Source organism: Paraclostridium sp., assembly GCF_051656405.1.
In the GTDB taxonomy this organism is placed as follows: Bacteria; Bacillota; Clostridia; order Peptostreptococcales; family Peptostreptococcaceae; genus Paraclostridium.
The window spans coordinates 1-17187 of the sequence record NZ_JBOGBV010000065.1; the positions used below are offsets into that span (position 1 = coordinate 1).

Genomic DNA, 17187 nt, shown 5'->3' on the forward strand with positions numbered 1-17187 from the left:
CTCTCAAATATAATTTAAAAAGTTGTCCATCGCTCAGCTAATCATTATCTGAATATCTGGCTTGGTTGTTTGTGTTTAATTCTTTTAAAAAGAATTTTTATAATTAACCTACTGTTTAATTTTCAAAGTTCATTTTTTCTTTTGTGTTTCGTCCGTTTCTTAAGGACAAGTAATACTATATCACCTTTATTAAACAGCGTCAACACTTTTTATAAATTTTTTTTAATTATTTTGCAATTTTTTCTTGATAATATTCTCTATTTCTTTTAACCCTCGTATTCGCAACCCTCTTACCTTTAGTATTCATATTAATTTTTTTATATTTAATACTATTAAACTCTCTTATAATTTCTAAACTTATATGAATCATTACTTGTACAACTAATCCCATAACAGATAAAAGACACATCCAATTAATTAAATTTTTCATATCAAATCCCCCTAATTTTTTATTAATACTTACTTCTAAATTTTTATTCCATTTTCCTTTATATACTTTTCATCATTACTTCTCATTTTCTAATATTATCTTTCAGTTTTTTTCAGCATTTAATATTTGTTCTCAAAATTATATATCACTATTAATTTTTTACTGTTGAATTAAACATAAAAAAACCTTTCTAAAATATTATTTAGAAAGGTTCTAATCTATTATTTACTCTTCTATTTCATCTACAGAGTTTTCTTTTATAGGTTTCATTGTAGGGAATAATATAACGTCTCTTATAGATGGAGCGTTTGTTAATAACATAATAACTCTATCTATTCCTATTCCTAGACCACCTGTTGGAGGTAGACCTACTTCTAGTGCATTTACAAAGTCTTCGTCCATATCACAAGCTTCATCGTCACCTAATTCTTTCTTTCTTAATTGATCCATAAATCTTCCTTTTTGATCTATAGGGTCATTAAGTTCAGAGAAAGCATTTGCTAACTCCCACTTATTAGCGAAAGCTTCAAATCTATCTGTTCTTCTAGGATCCTCTACGTTTCTCTTAGCAAGCGGAGAAACTTCTACTGGATGATGAGTTATAAATGTAGGTTGAACTAACTTATCTTCACCAAATTCTTCAAATAAAGCGTTGATAACTTCTCCTCTTCTCATACCAGGAGTTATTTCTATACCTTTTTCTTTAGCTACTTTTAATGCTTCTTCATCAGTATCTATAGTAGAGAAGTCTACTCCAGCATACTCTTTTACACATTCTTCCATAGTCATTCTTCTCCATGGAGGTGTAAAGTCTATTTCTGTTCCTTGATAATCTATTTTCATGCTTCCAGTTGCAGCTTCAGCCATGTGAGCTATTACATTTTCAGCTATTTCCATCATATCTGTATAATCTGCATATGCTTGGTATAATTCTATAGCAGTATACTCAGGATTATGTTTGATTGACATACCTTCATTTCTAAACATTCTTCCCATTTCATATACCTTATCAAATCCACCAACTATAAGTCTCTTTAAGTATAACTCGTTAGCTATTCTTAAATACATTGGTATATCTAATGTGTTGTGATGAGTTATAAATGGTCTAGCATTCGCTCCACCAGCTATAGTATTTAATATAGGAGTCTCAACTTCTAAGAATCCTCTTTCATCTAAATAAGATCTTAAAGCTTTCATAGCTTTAGTTCTTGTAACGAAAGCATCTTTAACTTCTGGGTTAACTATTAAATCAACATATCTTTGTCTATATCTTAAATCTTGATCTTTTAATCCATGATATTTTTCTGGAAGAACTTGAAGAGACTTAGTTAATAATTTTACATCATTAGCTTTTATAGATATCTCTTCTTTCTTAGTTTTAAATACTTCTCCTTCGATACCTATTATGTCACCTATATCATATGTAGAGAACACAGCATATTCTTCTTCACCTATTCTATCTAATCTTACATAGCACTGTATTTTTCCTTCTTGGTCTTGTATGTCTATAAATCCAGCTTTACCTTGTATTCTCTTGCTCATTATACGTCCAGCTAGTTTAACAACCTTACCTTCAAAAGCTTCAAAGTCATTTTTTATATCTGTAGAACAGTTAGTTCTATCATATCTACTTATATGGAATGGATTTCTTCCCATCTCTTGTAATTTAGCTAATTTTTCTCTTCTTACTTTAAGTACTTCTGTAAGTTCTTCTTTAGCTTGATCATTAACGTTTTGTTGATCATTATTCATTTGTATACCTCCAGATTATCTTCTTATTTCTAATATCTCGAATTTAGCAATACCGTCAGGAACTTGAACATCTACTACTTCTCCTTTAGCTCTACCTAAAAGAGCTTTTCCTACAGGTGATTCGTTAGATATTTTACCTTCATACGGGTCAGCTTCTGCAGAACCAACTATCGTGTATTCTACTTCTTCTTCAAACTCCACATCATTAACCTTAACTATAGATCCTATAGTAACTATATTTGAATCTATTTTAGATTCATCTATTATAACTGCTTTTCTAAGCATATTTTCAAGCTTCATTATTCTTTCTTCAACTTGTGCTTGCTCATTTTTAGCTTCGTCATACTCAGCATTCTCTGATATATCTCCGAAAGATATAGCTACCTTTATTCTCTCAGCAACTTCTCTTCTTCTTACTGATTTCAGATGTTCAACCTCATCTTCTAATTTTTGATATCCTTCTTGAGTTAATAATATTTCCTTATTATCTTCCATAACCCCTACAACTCCTTCTCTTTGATTTTTATTTAACATTAAACAAAATTAATTTTATATCTTATACTATTTCTGCGCTATATTATAAATTACTATCCCCCTTATGTCAAGGAGTGTGATAAGTAGTCACATAGCTTGTTTACTACTTCTTCATAGCTTTCTATCTTGTTAATTTCATCTCTTAATCTAGCCGAACCTCTAAGTCCTTTTAAGTACCATGCAATATGTTTTCTCATTTCTCTTACAGCTACATATTCTCCATGTTCATCTATTGCTAATTTAAGATGTTTTAAAGCTGCATTGATTTTTTCTTCACCTGTAGGCTCTGGTAAAATCTCGCCTGTTTTCATATAATGATTTATTCTTTTGAATATCCATGGGTTACCTTGAGCTCCCCTACCTATCATTATAGCATCACAATTAGTTTTATTTATCATATTTATAGCATCTTCAACTTCAAAAACATCTCCGTTACCTATTACAGGTATATTTATATTTTCTTTTATTTTAGCTATTATATCCCAGTCTGCTTTTCCTGAGTAATATTGTTCTCTAGTTCTTCCATGTATAGCTAACGCACTTATCCCAGAAGCTTCTGCGATTTTAGCTATTTCAACTGCATTTATATTATTGTCATCCCAGCCTTTTCTAATCTTTAAAGTAACAGGTTTTTTAGAGTTCTTTACAACAGATTTTAAAACTTCTTCAGCTAACTTAGGATTTTTCATAAGAGCTGATCCATCCCCATTTTTTATAACCTTAGGAGCTGGGCATCCCATGTTTATATCTAGAATTTCATTAGGGTATTCATTTAGTATTTCTGCCGCACCACCCATAAAAGCTGGATCCGATCCAAAAATTTGCACTGCTACAGGATGTTCTTCCTCTTCTATTTTAAGCATTTTTTTAGTATTTTGATCATCATAGCAAAGAGCTTTCGCATTTATCATCTCTGTATACAACATTCCACAGTCTTGTTCTTTACATATAAGTCTAAAAGGTAAATCTGTTACTCCTGCCATAGGAGATAAAAACACTCTATTGTCTAACGTAACATTTCCTATTTTCATATACGGTCTCCTTTGTTAATATATTTTATTATAAATATACCCAATTTATTTAATAATCTTATCATAAAAAAGGAACTGGATGTAAAATCCAATTCCCTGTTACTATTCTTTATTTTTATTGTAAATAATTTTTAATCCCTCTAAGGTTAAATTTTTATCTACACAATGTATACTATCAGTTTCTGATGCTATCAATGATGAAAGTCCTCCAGTAGCTATTACTTTTATATCGTCATTTCCTAGTTCTTTTTTCATCATAGCTATAATCTTATCTACTAATCCCACATATCCATATATTATCCCCGATTGCATAGCTGAAACTGTATTTTTACAAATCGTCATTCCAGGTTTTAACAGTTCAACTCTAGGAAGTTTTGATGCTCTTTGGAATAAAGCTTCACTTGATATCTTTATACCCGGCGCTATAGTTCCGCCTAAGTATTCTCCCTTTTCTGATATTGCACAAAATGTTGTAGCTGTTCCAAAATCTATTATTATCATCGGTGATTTATATTTTTCTATAGCAGCTACAGCATTTACTATTCTATCCGCTCCTACTTGTTTAGGGTTATCATATTTAATATTTAATCCTGTTTTTATACCAGGTCCAACTATTAAAGGTTGTTTATTGAAATACTTCACACAGAAATTTTCAAGTGAATGCATAACATTAGGTACAACTGATGATATTATTATATCTTTTATTGAATTTTTGTCTACATTATCATATTGAAATAAATTATTTATTAACATCCCATATTCATCAGATGTCTTTGCTTTATCCGTACTAATTCTCCAATAATTTTTTAACTCTTTTCCCTCATATATACCTAAGACCATGTTTGTATTACCAACGTCAAATACTAAAAGCATCTACTCTAACCTTCTTTCTATTTTTTGCTTTTCTTTAGTATAGCTACAACTCCAGATACTACTAAAGCTCCAATTATAGCTTCGGGGATTCCATTAGTAGTAGCAATACCTAATATTACAGCTCCAGCCGTGGATGTGTCTCCTCCTATAGCTTCTACGTATCTTTGTGCATATAAGAAATATACCATTCCTAAAACACCAAATGTATTTATAAGAGAACCTATCAATCCTGAAAAAGCACCTGCAACTGATGTTTTTTTCATTATTTTAAATACACCTTTATATACATAGAATGACACAATTCCCATTATAACTCTAGGTAGTATAGATATAAAAGGATTCATAAATACAAATGAAGTTGGCTTTGGCATTGTAATAGCTCTTATAAAGCTTGTAAATCCAAAAATAAATCCTATTATTCCACCTACCACAGGTCCTTCTATTATGGAACCTATTATTACAGGTATATGCATTATAGTTGCATCAATGGGTCCAATTGGTATAAATCCTAAAGGTGTCATTGATAGCATTATCGATATGGCAGATAACATACCTATTATCGCCATTTGTCTAACATTTATTTTCTTTCTTGTTTGAACCTGTGTTTTCATCATAAAATATACCTCCGTTCCAGCTCTTATAGATGCCGGACTTTTTGTTTTTTTACTAATAAATTATCTATACAATAAATCAGTCAGGCTCCTATTTTTTTATGGATGCCAGCTGCAACAAAACAATTTTATCAATATGAAATAACATTGTCAATAATTCTTATTTCAAATTAATTTCATTATACGATAGTATGTTATTAGTTTTTGAGGCATTTTTTATTGCACTTATTACACTTTTTTCCACTACTTCACTTGCAATTGAACCTAATAATGTTATATCAGTTTCAACTTCGCCCGTTGATAATGTGAATATTGTATCTCCATCATGAGGAGTATGTATAGGAAATATAGATTTAGCAAAACCATTATGAGCCATTTGTGATATTTTTTTGCATTCAGCTTTTGATAACTTAGCATTTGTTACAACTGCACCTATAGTAGTATTATCTATATTAAAACCACCCTTATTTACACCTTTTTTCATTAAATCATACGTATTTAAAAAATCAGTTTTATCATCATTTAAAACCCCAGCTATAACTTGTCCATTTTCATATACATCACCAAATGCATTCACAGCTATAATTGCAGAAACAACTAATCCATTATCTAGTTTAATCGAATAACTCCCTATACCTCCCTTTGTACAAAACTCACTCCCTCTTATCTTTCCAACTGTAGCTCCACATCCAGCACCATAATTCCCTTGCTTAAGTTCAATATTATTAGCTATTTGACAAGCTTTATACCCCATCTCTATATCTGGTCTACATTTATGATCTCCTACTCCTAAATCAAATAAAACTGCACCAGTAACTATAGGAACTTTCGCTACTCTAACATCAAACCCTATTCCTTTTTCTTCTAGATATCTACTAACGCCACATGTAGATTCCAATCCAAAAGCAGAACCTCCTGATAGTACAATAGCATGGACTTTTTGAACCATATTTATAGGGTCTAATAAATCAGTTTCTCTAGTTCCCGGAGCTGATCCTCTAACATCAACCCCACAAACTCCACCCTCTTCACATATAATAACAGTGCATCCTGTTAATCCTTCTTTATCCTCTACCTGGCCAACTTTTATACCTTTTACGTCTAAAATATTATTAAACATATCCATGCTCTCCTCTTATAGAAACTTCGCCAGATATAATCTCTTTTAATTTTCCATTTTTATCTTTAACTACTAAATCTCCATTTTCATTTATATCTATGCACGTAACTTGCTCTTTAAAATTATTTTTTATGGTATATATTTCTTTGCCTATAATCGCAGAGTAATTTTTACATACATCTAGCGTAGAATCTTTATCATTTTCATTTATATACGAATTGTACTTTAATTCAAATTCACTAAGTATATTTCTAACAATATCAACTCTTGATATATCATATCCTTCTCTCTGTATTGATGTTGCAATATTTCCTATCTCTTCAGAAAAATTAATAGTTTTTACATTTATCCCAATACCTACAACAATATAATTAACTCTTTCTATCTCCGCCGAAAGTTCTGTTAGTATACCACAAGTTTTCTTTCCATTTAATATAATATCATTAGGCCATTTTATAGTAGCTTCTACACCTAACTCTCTTAGTGCTTTAACTATACTTGCTCCAGCAACTAAAGTTATAAAAGGAGCATGCATAGGAAGTATATTCGGTTTTAAAATTATACTCATCCATATTCCTTCATGCTTTTCAGAGTGCCAGCACTTTCCTAACCTACCTCTTCCACTTACTTGTTCTTCACTTATAATCACAGTTCCATCTATAGCTTCGTTAGCTATTGACTTCGCATAATTATTAGTAGAATCTATAGAATCAAAATGTATTATTTCTCTTCCTATGAACTTAGTTTTAAGATTATGTAGTATGTTTTCTTTACTTAAAATATCATTTGGTGATTCTTTTAATCTATATCCTTTTTTGTTAACTGACTCTATTTCATATCCTTGTTCTTTTAAAACATTAATATGCTTCCACACAGCTGTTCTAGAAATTCCTAATTGTTTTGAAATTTCTTCTCCTGATATAAATTCCAAATCACTATTTAATAATAAATTAACAATTTTTTCTCTCAAAATAACACCTCTATCTAATTAATAATTAAAGTAAAGGCTAGGGAAAACCCTAGCCTCATTTTTTATTACTCATCTATTTGATCTTTGTCATTATCTACATTATCGTTATTGTTAACATCTACATCCTGAATTTCATCTTTCTTTGCCTCTTTAAAATCAACTTCAATAGCATCTTCTTTATTGATAGTTTCTTCTGTTGCAGCATTTTCTAATTTAGGATCTAATGATAATTCTTTATTAAATGCTTTTATAAACTGATCTGCATCTAATGTTTCGTATATTAATAATGCTTGAGCTACATATTCTAATCTATCCATATTATCAGTTAATAATTGTTTAGTGTTTTTATAAGCTACATTAACGATATTTTTTATTTCTTTATCTATTTCAAATGCAACTTCTTCAGAATAGTTTCTCTTGCTACCTATACTATTTCCTAAGAATACTTCTTCTTCTCCATCTCCAAATGTCATAGGTCCTAATTCAGAACTCATTCCATATTTAGTAACCATTTGTCTAGCAGTTGCTGAAACTCTTTCTAAATCGTTTGAAGCTCCTGTAGATATATCATCTAAAGTTAACTCTTCTGCAACTCTACCACCAAGTAAAACAATTATGTTTTCTTTCATTTCATTCTTAGTAGCATAGAATTTATCTTCAACTGGAAGTTGCATTGTAAATCCACCAGCTCTTCCTCTAGGGACAATTGTAACTTGATGAACAGGACTTACATGTTTAAGAACATGTGCACATACAGCATGACCTGCTTCATGATACGCTGTTAACTTTCTTTCTGGTTCACTTATAACTCTAGATTTTTTAGCAACACCTGCTATTACCTTAGTTATAGCTTCCTCTATAGTTTCCATATGGATTTTCTTTTCTCTTTTTCTAGCTGTAAGTATAGCAGCTTCATTCATTAAGTTTTCTATATCTGCAGGTGTGAATCCTGGAGTTCTTCTTGCAAGAACTTCAATCTTAACATCCTCTGCTAATGGTTTATTCTTAGAATGAACCTTAAATATAGCTTCTCTACCTTTTACATCCGGTGCTCCTACAACCACTTGTCTATCAAATCTACCAGGTCTTAAAAGTGCTGGGTCTAATATATCAGGTCTGTTTGTTGCAGCCATTATTATTATACCTTGATTAACACCAAATCCATCCATTTCAACTAGTAATTGGTTAAGAGTTTGCTCTCTTTCATCATGGCCTCCACCAAGACCTGCACCTCTTTTTCTACCAACCGCATCAATTTCATCTATAAATATTATAGCTGGAGCATTTTTCTTTGCATCTTCAAATAAAGATCTAACTCTTGAAGCTCCTACCCCAACAAACATTTCAACGAAATCTGATCCACTTATACTAAAGAACGGAACTCCCGCTTCTCCTGCAACTGCTCTTGATAAATATGTTTTACCAGTTCCTGGAGGTCCAACCATTAATATACCTTTAGGTATTCTAGCTCCTAAATCAATATATTTTTTCGGATTTTTCAAGAAATCAACGACTTCTTGTAAATCTTCTTTTTCTTCGTTAAGTCCTGCTACATCGTTAAATGTAACTCTTGTTTTATCATCATCTTTATGAACTTTCGCTTTTGATTTTCCAAAGTTCATAACTTTTCCGCCTCCACCTTGAGACTGATTCATAAATACAAACCATAGTATTAATACAAAGAAAAGCATAAGTAGCGATGGTATTATATCAAAGAACCAAGGAGTTGTTGGTTTTGGCGCCCCAATTAATTGTAATTTACCTTCGTTAGCTTGTTTTAATAATTGATCTGCAAGCTTTTCTGATTGAATCTCTTGTGGTATGTATGTTTTAAACTTTTTATTTGTACTCTTTATAGTTCCCTCTATAACCGTGTCTTCTACAATCTTTATACTAGATATGTTTTCTTTCATAAGCTCTCTGTAGACACTTGAAAACTTCATTTCTTCTACTTTCTCTGTTGGACTACCTGAGAACTGTACTATCCCCACGATAATTATAAATATAAGTAGATAGAAACCTGCTCCCTTTAAAATCTTATTCAAAAGAAGCCCTCCTTTCGTAAGTTGTTTTAATTTATAGTTTCTTAAAGGTAATCTTTAAGACTTCTTTTGTATTTGCATCAATTTTATAATTTTCACTAATCTTATAATTTCCAACACAAACTACTTCTTCATTATCTACCAACACGGGAATTTTACTTCTTTCTTCCCTAGGTATTTTCAAATCTATGAATAAACTTTTTAATTTCTTGCTTCCTCCTGCAAGTTTTATTTTATCCCCAGATTCTCTATTTCTTACTACTATCCCTCCTTTAAATTTATCTAAATCAAATCCTTTAGAGGATTTATCAGCTTTCATACTTTTAAATCTTTCAACACTCATTGTCTTAGTTTCTATAAAGACTCCAGTTTCTTTTATCTTTATAACTCCATCTTTAGGGACATTATAATTAAATTCGAAATCTTCATATGTTATTTCTTCATTCGTAAATAATATACTATCATTATTTCTATATACAAACAAACCTCTAGGTAAAACTAATTTTTTATTTATTTTCTCTTCATTCTCTAAATCAAATACATCTTCTATATGCTTTTGATCTACAAAATTAGTATCTCCTAAAATATACTTAATAGAATTTCTAATTATTCTACTTTTTATTGCTTTGTGTAAATCCATATATTTATCTAATATGATTTCAACACTTGCATTATTATTTAATTTTGAAACCTCTTTGAACTTTTTATTTCCTTCTTCTTCAATATAATCATTATCTAGCTTTAAGTTATTACCCATTCTGCATATAGATTCAATCACATTAGTATTAAAATTTTCTTGCATATAAGGAATTAAATCTAATCTTATTTTATTTCTAGTATATATGTTTTCTAAATTTGTACTATCTATTCTCGGATTTAAATTATATTCCTCACAATATGCTTCTATACTACTTCTTTCTATATCAAGAATAGGTCTAATTATAGTTTCATCTCTCTTATATTCAATACCTTTTAATCCTTGTAATCCAGTGCCTCTCATCATTCTCATAAGAATAGTTTCAGCTTGATCGTTTAAGTTATGTCCTATTGCTATTTTATTTGATTTAGTTTTTTGTTTTATCTCATAAAACATTTCATATCTTAATTTTCTAGCGCCTTCTTCTATTGATAATCCATTTTTTTTGCAATATTCAGGTACATTTATTGATTTAACAAAAAATTTAACACCTAAACTATCACATAATTGAGATATATACATAACATCCTTTTGCGCTTCTATACCTCTTATTTGGTGATTTAAGTGTGCTGCATATATAGAAATATCGTATTCTTCCTCTAGTTGCTTTAATACATGCAATAAACACACTGAGTCTGGTCCTCCTGATAGACCTAATACTATTTTATCACCCTTTTGTAATAAATTATATTTATTTATAGTACTTCGTACTCTATCTACTATCATAAATCATACCTCTTATACTTAGTTTTTTGACTCAAGTATACTTTCTATAAAAACTTCTTAAATCCTTGTATAAATTATTTTATTTTAAAACCTTGTTAAATAATATAATACCAAATAAATTAATCCAGGGGTAGTTTTTTTACATACATTTAATTCCATCAATACAAAATTCACATTACTTAAATATAATTAAAATAATATCATACAATAAGAGTATAAAATACTATTTTACAAAATTAATTTTTTAAGTAAGGAGTAATCAAAATGAAAAAAATTTTATCAGTTTTAATTACATCATTTGTATTTGTATCTTTTATTTCAATTAATTCCCATTGTTTAGAAAACACAAAGGTCGATAAAAAGACTGCTTATATTACATTCGACGATGGTCCAAATAAAAATACTCCTGAAATATTAGATTTATTAAGCAAGTATAATATGAAAGCAACTTTTTTTGTCTTAGAAGATAGAATAACCTTATATCCCGACATCGTCAATAGGATGCTTAGAGAAGGTCATTCAATAGGCTTGCATGGTCAAAGCCATGAAAAAGCAGTATTTTATTCTTCTGGTTCGTCTGCTTTAAACGAAATTAATAATACAAGACATACACTGAAAGACTTAACAGGTTATGATACTAAACTAATTAGAGTTCCTTATGGTAGTAAACCTTACCTAACAAAAAATCAATACGATAGTTTAGTTAACTCTGGTTATAATCTTTGGGATTGGAGTATAGATAGCACAGATACACATAAAAATGCCACTGTATCATCTATAGTTTCTAACACTAAAAATTCCTTAAATGAGTCTGGGAATTCAGTTATCTTGTTTCATGACAAACAAACAACTGTAAAAGCTTTGCCTAGTGTATTAGAATATCTTAAAAACAACAATTATGAAATTAAAATCATAGACCAAAACCAAACTCCAATGAATTGGTGGAATAGAAATTTCTATTAATTTTAAAAGCTGACTAATTATTAGTCAGCTTTTAATTAAGCTCTTCTGCATATATACTCACTTTATTTATTCCTTCAAATAATCCATCTATACACATATTATACTCTATATTTAACTGTATCGATTTATTTAATTTATTTATTTCTAGTTTTTGAGTATTTATTTTTATATCAAATAACCCTTGAGGAGTTCTATATTTAGTTATTGTCTCCTCTCCTTGAACAAACTTCATATCTGATTTAATATCTCCAAATCTTTTTATAAAAACTTCATTTCCTGAAATTTTTATCGTAGTTGTTACATGAACTGACCCTTTTTCTAGTTCTTCTTTATAAACTATATATATATCATTATTTTTCTCATACATACTTCCTTTAGATGTAACTTCTATTAAATCTTCATTACCTAAATTGTCATATTGTTTTGTATTCATAGATATATTTACATCTATCATATTTAACCTCCATAATAATATAAACCTTAGGTGAAATTCACCTAAAGTTTATACTTTCACTAATATTTTTGAATTTCAACTTGTTCTATATCCGTTATTTCTCGATTAAGAAACTCTTTACCTATAGATGCAAATCTTTCAGGTATATCAGATACGTAATATTTATAGTACCCTTCTTTATCTACATTAGTATTTAACAAATTACTTTTAGTTAAAACATCCTTTAAATCTTTAGCCGTTTCTCTAGCAGGATTTACCAAAGATATTTTACCCTCTAATACTTTATTTATAGTTTTCTTTAAAAGCGGATAATGAGTGCATCCTAAAACTAACGAATCTATATTTAAAGCCTGTAACTCTTCTAAATATTTTTTAGCTGTTAATTCTGCAACTTCCGTATTTGCCCATCCTTCTTCAACTATAGGAACAAATAATGGACACGCTTTACCGATTATTTTTATTTTATCGTCTAACTTATGAATTTCGCCCTCATAAGCTTTTGAATTTATAGTTCCTTCTGTTCCTATAACTCCTACAACTTTATTTTTAGTAGTATAGGCAGCCGTTCTAGCTCCAGCTTCTATAACACCTATTATAGGTATATCATACTTTGCTTGTGCTAATTCTAAACTTCTAGCTGTCGCTGTATTACAAGCTATTACTATCGCCTTAACACCTTTAGATATTAAAAAGTTAATAGCTTGAAAAGTATATTTAATAACTGTTTCTTTAGATCTTGATCCATAAGGAACTCTAGCCGTATCTCCAAAATACACTATATTTTCACTAGGAAGTATACTAGTTATTTCTTTTAAAACTGTAAGTCCTCCTAATCCCGAATCAAAAACTCCAATTGAATTATTATTCATCTAACATGCACCTTCTTCTATTGTCTATCCTCTATAGCTAATTTTATTAAATTGTCTATAAGGTCAGTGTATTGTACTCCTGTTGCATCCCAAAGCTTTGGATACATACTTATATTTGTAAATCCTGGTAAAGTATTTATTTCATTTATATAAATTTCTCCATCTTTTTTATCAACAAAAAAATCTACTCTAGAAAGACCTTTACCGTCTATAGCTTTAAAAGCATCTATAGCCATTTGTCTTATTTTCATCATAGTTTCTGCGTTAATATTAGCAGGTATTTCTAGCTTAGATACTCCATTTATATATTTATCTTCATAATCATAAAAATCTTTTGCAGGTATTATTTCTCCAGCTATTGATGATTTAACTTCATCATTTCCTAAAACAGCAACTTCAATTTCTCTTGCATCTATACCTTGTTCCAATACTATTCTTCTATCATATTTTAAAGCTTCATTTATTCCACTTAAAAGTTCATTTCTATCAGATACCTTTGATATACCTACACTAGAGCCCATATTAGCTGGCTTAACGAATATAGGATAATTTAAAGTCTGCTCTATTCTATCAAGCTCGTCATTCTTACTTATATCAAATTCCCATTTAGTTGTATAAGTATAATTTACTTGAGGTAATCCAATTTGAGTAAATACTTTCTTGCATATAAGTTTATCCATACCTACACTAGACGCTAAAACTCCACATCCAACATATGGAATACTACTTATCTCGAACAACCCTTGTATCTTTCCATCTTCTCCATAAGGTCCATGAAGTACAGGAAATAAAACATCAATCTGTTTAAAGCTTCCATCATTAAACTCTATACCTACTTTAGAATTCCCATTAGGTATCAAATTAATTTTAACAGTTTTATCCGCTAATTCTTCCCATTTTCCATTAGCAATATTTTCTGAGGAACCACTATAATACATCCATTTTCCGTCTTTAGTTATTCCTATTGTGTGTATATCATATTTTTCTTTATTTATATTCTTAAATATAGATGAAGCTGAAATTCTTGAAACATCATGTTCACCGGATTTTCCACCGAAAATTAATGCTACACTTAATTTTCTCATCTTATTTCACCCTTCTAATTTAATTTGTATTTTTATAATTATATGCGTTTTTATTATCTAAGTGATTATTATAGTTCATTTAACAAAAAAAATAAAGGAGTAGTTACTCCTTTATTTTTAATATTTATCTATTTTGCAAATACATGATTTCCTATTCTTTTATATGGATCTAGTTTTTTAATCCAGTTGCAAGTTGAAATTTCCGGATTCCAAAAATATATTGCTCCACTAGTAGGATCACTTCCATATAAGGCTTCTCTAGCTGCTTTATATGCACTATCTGTTGGATCCTTATAAATTTCCCCATTATCTACTACTGAAAATGCATTTCTTTGATAAATAACATCTTTTATATTATCTGGAAATCTAGGATCTAAAACTCTATTTATTACAACTGCCGCTACGGCAACTTGTCCTTCATATTCTTCTCCTCTAGCTTCACTAGATACTAATTTGGATAATAAATACAGTTCATCATTTGTAATACTTATAACTTCTTTTGATTCTGATTTATCTTCTTTATTATTGCTAACGAACTTATTACTTTCAATTCTATAGCTATTTTGTGTATTGCTATCAGCAAATACATTGTTACTATTAAATGTTAAAATTAGCAGAGTACACATCGCTAAAAAGAATTTGGTGTGATACTTCATGTCGTAAAATCCACTCCTTTAAAATATATTATTTCTTATTAGACTTTAAATCCTCTAGTATTTCTAATATTTTAAATTTGATTTTTTTATTAGATGCCTTTTCAATATTTTCTCCTGATATCAACTTATATTCTTCATCTGTTAATACCTTTTTTAATTTTTCATCTGTCTCCTTGTCTATAACACCATTATTTTCATCAACAAAGCATAGCGGAGGAAACATCACACACCACCAATTCCTACCTTGACCTTCCCCTATAATGATTCTTAAAGCTTTATACTCTCCTGCTGGTAAAACTATATTTGAATATTGTTTGGCAGGAAAATTAGTATATTCAAGATTGACCTTTACTTCATAAGTATACCCATTTTCCTCAATAATATTTTTAGATATTTTTTCTAAGTTTTTTTTCTGAGATAAAATTATTTTTTCACTTTCCTCAATACTATTTGATTTTTTTAACATCGGTTGTAAAAATTTAATAACTTCATCTCTTACTTTCAACTTTAATGCCTGATCTTCATCGCTATCGCTATTTGCTAAAACATGAAATCTTATTAATTTATCTTTATAATTGCTTGAAACTCTTTCAACTTTATTTACTTCCCCAAAAATATATATAGTACTCATTATAATCATAGTTATTAATAAAACGCTCAATCCTAATATTCTTAACTTTATCCTTTTCATAATATATATCCCCCTAATATATTTTAATATCTTGAGTATCTCCTAATATATATTTTTTATTCATACAGTTAAAAAAAAGACAAAAAAATAGACTGTTAATTTAAACAGTCTTTTTCTTTATATATTTTTATTATTCATAGCTCTCTCTATTATAAATTGTTCAGCTTTTTCTATATGCTCTATAGCATATTTTTTAGCATCTTCATTATTACCAGATATTATAGCTTTTAAAATTCTCTCATGTTCTTCTACTAAATTATATGATGTGTCAAAATCAGATATATATGTTGCTCTGAATCTATGAACTTGTTCCCAAAGTGAATTTATTATTTGACTTAACTTTTTATTTTTAGTCGCGTTGAATATACATTCATGAAACTCAACATCTTTTTTTAATAGTACATCAATTTCATCTTTTCTTTCGATGCTACGTTTAAAATCTTCTGCTATATCTTGTAATTTTTTAGCATCTTCTTCATGTATTCTCTCTGCCGCTAAATATGCAGCTAAACCTTCTAGGCTCGATCTTATTTCTAATACATCTATTATATCTTTTAATGACATATTAGCTACATATGCACCTTTCCTCGGTAACATAACTACAAGCCCTTCTAGTTCTAGTTTTCTAATAGCCTCTCTTATAGGAGTTCTACTTACACCTAATTGCTCAGCTAATTGAACCTCCATAAGTCTTTGTCCTGGTTTTAATTGCCCCTCTAAAATAGCTTCTCTTAAGTTTTCAAAAACTACATCTCTTAACGGTTTATAATTGTCTAAATTTAATTTTGTTAAGCTATCCATAAATTTCAACTCCTTTATTGCTGCTTTTAACTAGATAAACCTGATTGTACTTAGCCTGTAAGTCTTCTTTGGCTTTAAGTGCACAATCTTTATTGTCAAATAACCCAAAAACTGTAGGGCCACTTCCACTCATCATAGATCCTAATGCTTTATTTTTGATCATTATATCTTCTATTTGTCCTATTTCTGAGTATTTCAAAGAAGTAACTTCTTCTAATACATTCACCATATTCTCAGAAATAAATTTAACATCTTCATTTTGTAAAGCATCTATAAGTTCTTTATTTTTAGGTCTTCTTTTAACTTTGTCCATATTCAAAGATTGGTAAACTTCCTTTGTTGATACAAATATATTAGGTTTACATACTAATATATTTAAATCTTCAGTTAATCCTTTTATATTAGTTAATTCTTCCCCTATACTTTCTGCTAATGCACTTCCTCCAGTTATACAAAACGGAACATCAGCTCCTAACTTTAACCCAATATCCTTTAATTCATTTTCACTTAACCCCAAGTTCCACAATTTATTCAAGCCTACTAAAACTGCAGCTGCATTAGAGCTTCCTCCTGCCATTCCTGCTGCTACAGGTATATTTTTTTCTATAGAAATTTCTATTCCCTTTTCTATATTAAACTTATTTTTTAGTAAATTTGCAGCTTTATACATAATATTATCTTCATTTAAAGGTATATCTACACTATTACTTTTTATTAATATTGAGTTTTCTTCTATTTCAGTTATTTTTAACTTATCATATAGATCTATTGTTTGCATTATCATCTCTACAATGTGATAACCATCAGCTCTTTTCCCAAGCACATCTATTGATAAATTAACCTTAGCTCTGCTCTTTAAATCTATAGAGTTCATGCTTTCCT

18 protein-coding genes are annotated in these 17187 nt (G+C 29.4%); 1 reads left to right on the forward strand and 17 read right to left on the reverse strand.

Annotation, left to right across the window (positions count from 1 at the left end; genetic code table 11):
• Positions 1-226: 226 nt before the first annotated feature.
• From ACRDDE_RS09430 to tilS, 10 genes are all read right to left on the reverse strand, one after another.
• Positions 227-430, reverse strand: coding sequence for a hypothetical protein (locus tag ACRDDE_RS09430; RefSeq protein WP_438627009.1), 204 nt, complete (start codon positions 428-430; stop codon positions 227-229).
• A gap of 225 nt (positions 431-655) precedes the next feature.
• Positions 656-2182, reverse strand: coding sequence for a lysine--tRNA ligase (gene lysS, locus ACRDDE_RS09435; RefSeq protein WP_438627010.1), 1527 nt, complete (start codon positions 2180-2182; stop codon positions 656-658).
• 15 nt (positions 2183-2197) lie between these two features.
• The gene (gene greA / locus ACRDDE_RS09440) at positions 2198-2677 is read right to left on the reverse strand and encodes a transcription elongation factor GreA (RefSeq protein WP_438627011.1); all 480 of its coding nucleotides are present in this window, start codon (positions 2675-2677) and stop codon (positions 2198-2200) included.
• A gap of 101 nt (positions 2678-2778) precedes the next feature.
• Positions 2779-3747 carry a tRNA dihydrouridine synthase DusB gene (dusB, locus tag ACRDDE_RS09445; protein WP_438627012.1) on the reverse strand — a complete coding sequence of 323 codons (969 nt, stop codon included), beginning with the start codon at positions 3745-3747 and terminating at the stop codon, positions 2779-2781.
• A gap of 102 nt (positions 3748-3849) precedes the next feature.
• Positions 3850-4620, reverse strand: a complete 771-nt coding sequence (locus ACRDDE_RS09450; protein ID WP_438627013.1) for a type III pantothenate kinase — start codon at positions 4618-4620, stop codon at positions 3850-3852.
• 17 nt (positions 4621-4637) lie between these two features.
• Entirely contained in the window at positions 4638-5234 is a 597-nt protein-coding gene (locus ACRDDE_RS09455) for an ECF transporter S component (protein WP_021429522.1), read from the reverse strand.
• Positions 5235-5391: 157 nt separating this feature from the next.
• Positions 5392-6351 carry a P1 family peptidase gene (locus tag ACRDDE_RS09460; protein ID WP_438627014.1) on the reverse strand — a complete coding sequence of 320 codons (960 nt, stop codon included), beginning with the start codon at positions 6349-6351 and terminating at the stop codon, positions 5392-5394.
• Complete coding sequence (locus ACRDDE_RS09465) at positions 6344-7321, reverse strand: biotin--[acetyl-CoA-carboxylase] ligase (protein ID WP_438627015.1); 978 nt, start codon at positions 7319-7321, stop codon at positions 6344-6346. Before ACRDDE_RS09465 ends, ACRDDE_RS09460 begins: the two co-directional genes overlap by 8 nt.
• A 65-nt stretch (positions 7322-7386) precedes the next feature.
• Positions 7387-9366, reverse strand: coding sequence for an ATP-dependent zinc metalloprotease FtsH (gene ftsH, locus ACRDDE_RS09470; RefSeq protein ID WP_438627016.1), 1980 nt, complete (start codon positions 9364-9366; stop codon positions 7387-7389).
• Positions 9367-9397: 31 nt separating this feature from the next.
• A complete protein-coding gene (gene tilS, locus ACRDDE_RS09475; RefSeq protein WP_438627017.1) occupies positions 9398-10786 on the reverse strand; it encodes a tRNA lysidine(34) synthetase TilS in 1389 nt (462 codons plus the stop codon).
• A gap of 264 nt (positions 10787-11050) precedes the next feature.
• Here tilS and ACRDDE_RS09480 point away from each other — a divergent pair, with 264 nt between their 5' ends.
• Positions 11051-11749, forward strand: a complete 699-nt coding sequence (locus ACRDDE_RS09480; RefSeq protein ID WP_438627018.1) for a polysaccharide deacetylase family protein — start codon at positions 11051-11053, stop codon at positions 11747-11749.
• 31 nt (positions 11750-11780) lie between these two features.
• On the opposite strand, the gene ACRDDE_RS09485 is transcribed toward ACRDDE_RS09480, so the two are convergent.
• The 7 genes from ACRDDE_RS09485 to ispE form a co-directional block, all read right to left on the reverse strand.
• Positions 11781-12203 (reverse strand): DUF1934 domain-containing protein, encoded by a 423-nt coding sequence (locus ACRDDE_RS09485; RefSeq protein WP_438627019.1) that lies wholly within the window; start codon positions 12201-12203, stop codon positions 11781-11783.
• 59 nt (positions 12204-12262) lie between these two features.
• Positions 12263-13072, reverse strand: coding sequence for a glutamate racemase (gene murI / locus ACRDDE_RS09490; protein WP_438627020.1), 810 nt, complete (start codon positions 13070-13072; stop codon positions 12263-12265).
• 17 nt (positions 13073-13089) lie between these two features.
• The gene (locus tag ACRDDE_RS09495) at positions 13090-14157 is read right to left on the reverse strand and encodes a D-alanine--D-alanine ligase (RefSeq protein ID WP_438627021.1); all 1068 of its coding nucleotides are present in this window, start codon (positions 14155-14157) and stop codon (positions 13090-13092) included.
• 128 nt (positions 14158-14285) lie between these two features.
• Positions 14286-14813: a cell wall hydrolase gene (locus tag ACRDDE_RS09500; RefSeq protein ID WP_438627022.1), complete on the reverse strand. Its 528-nt coding sequence runs from the start codon at positions 14811-14813 to the stop codon at positions 14286-14288.
• 28 nt (positions 14814-14841) lie between these two features.
• On the reverse strand, positions 14842-15504 hold the full coding sequence (gene spoIIR, locus ACRDDE_RS09505; RefSeq protein WP_438627023.1) for a stage II sporulation protein R: 663 nt from the start codon (positions 15502-15504) through the stop codon (positions 14842-14844).
• A gap of 117 nt (positions 15505-15621) precedes the next feature.
• Positions 15622-16305: a GntR family transcriptional regulator gene (locus tag ACRDDE_RS09510; RefSeq protein ID WP_021428109.1), complete on the reverse strand. Its 684-nt coding sequence runs from the start codon at positions 16303-16305 to the stop codon at positions 15622-15624.
• Positions 16298-17179, reverse strand: coding sequence for a 4-(cytidine 5'-diphospho)-2-C-methyl-D-erythritol kinase (gene ispE / locus ACRDDE_RS09515; RefSeq protein WP_438627024.1), 882 nt, complete (start codon positions 17177-17179; stop codon positions 16298-16300). Before ispE ends, ACRDDE_RS09510 begins: the two co-directional genes overlap by 8 nt.
• Positions 17180-17187 lie beyond the last annotated feature (8 nt).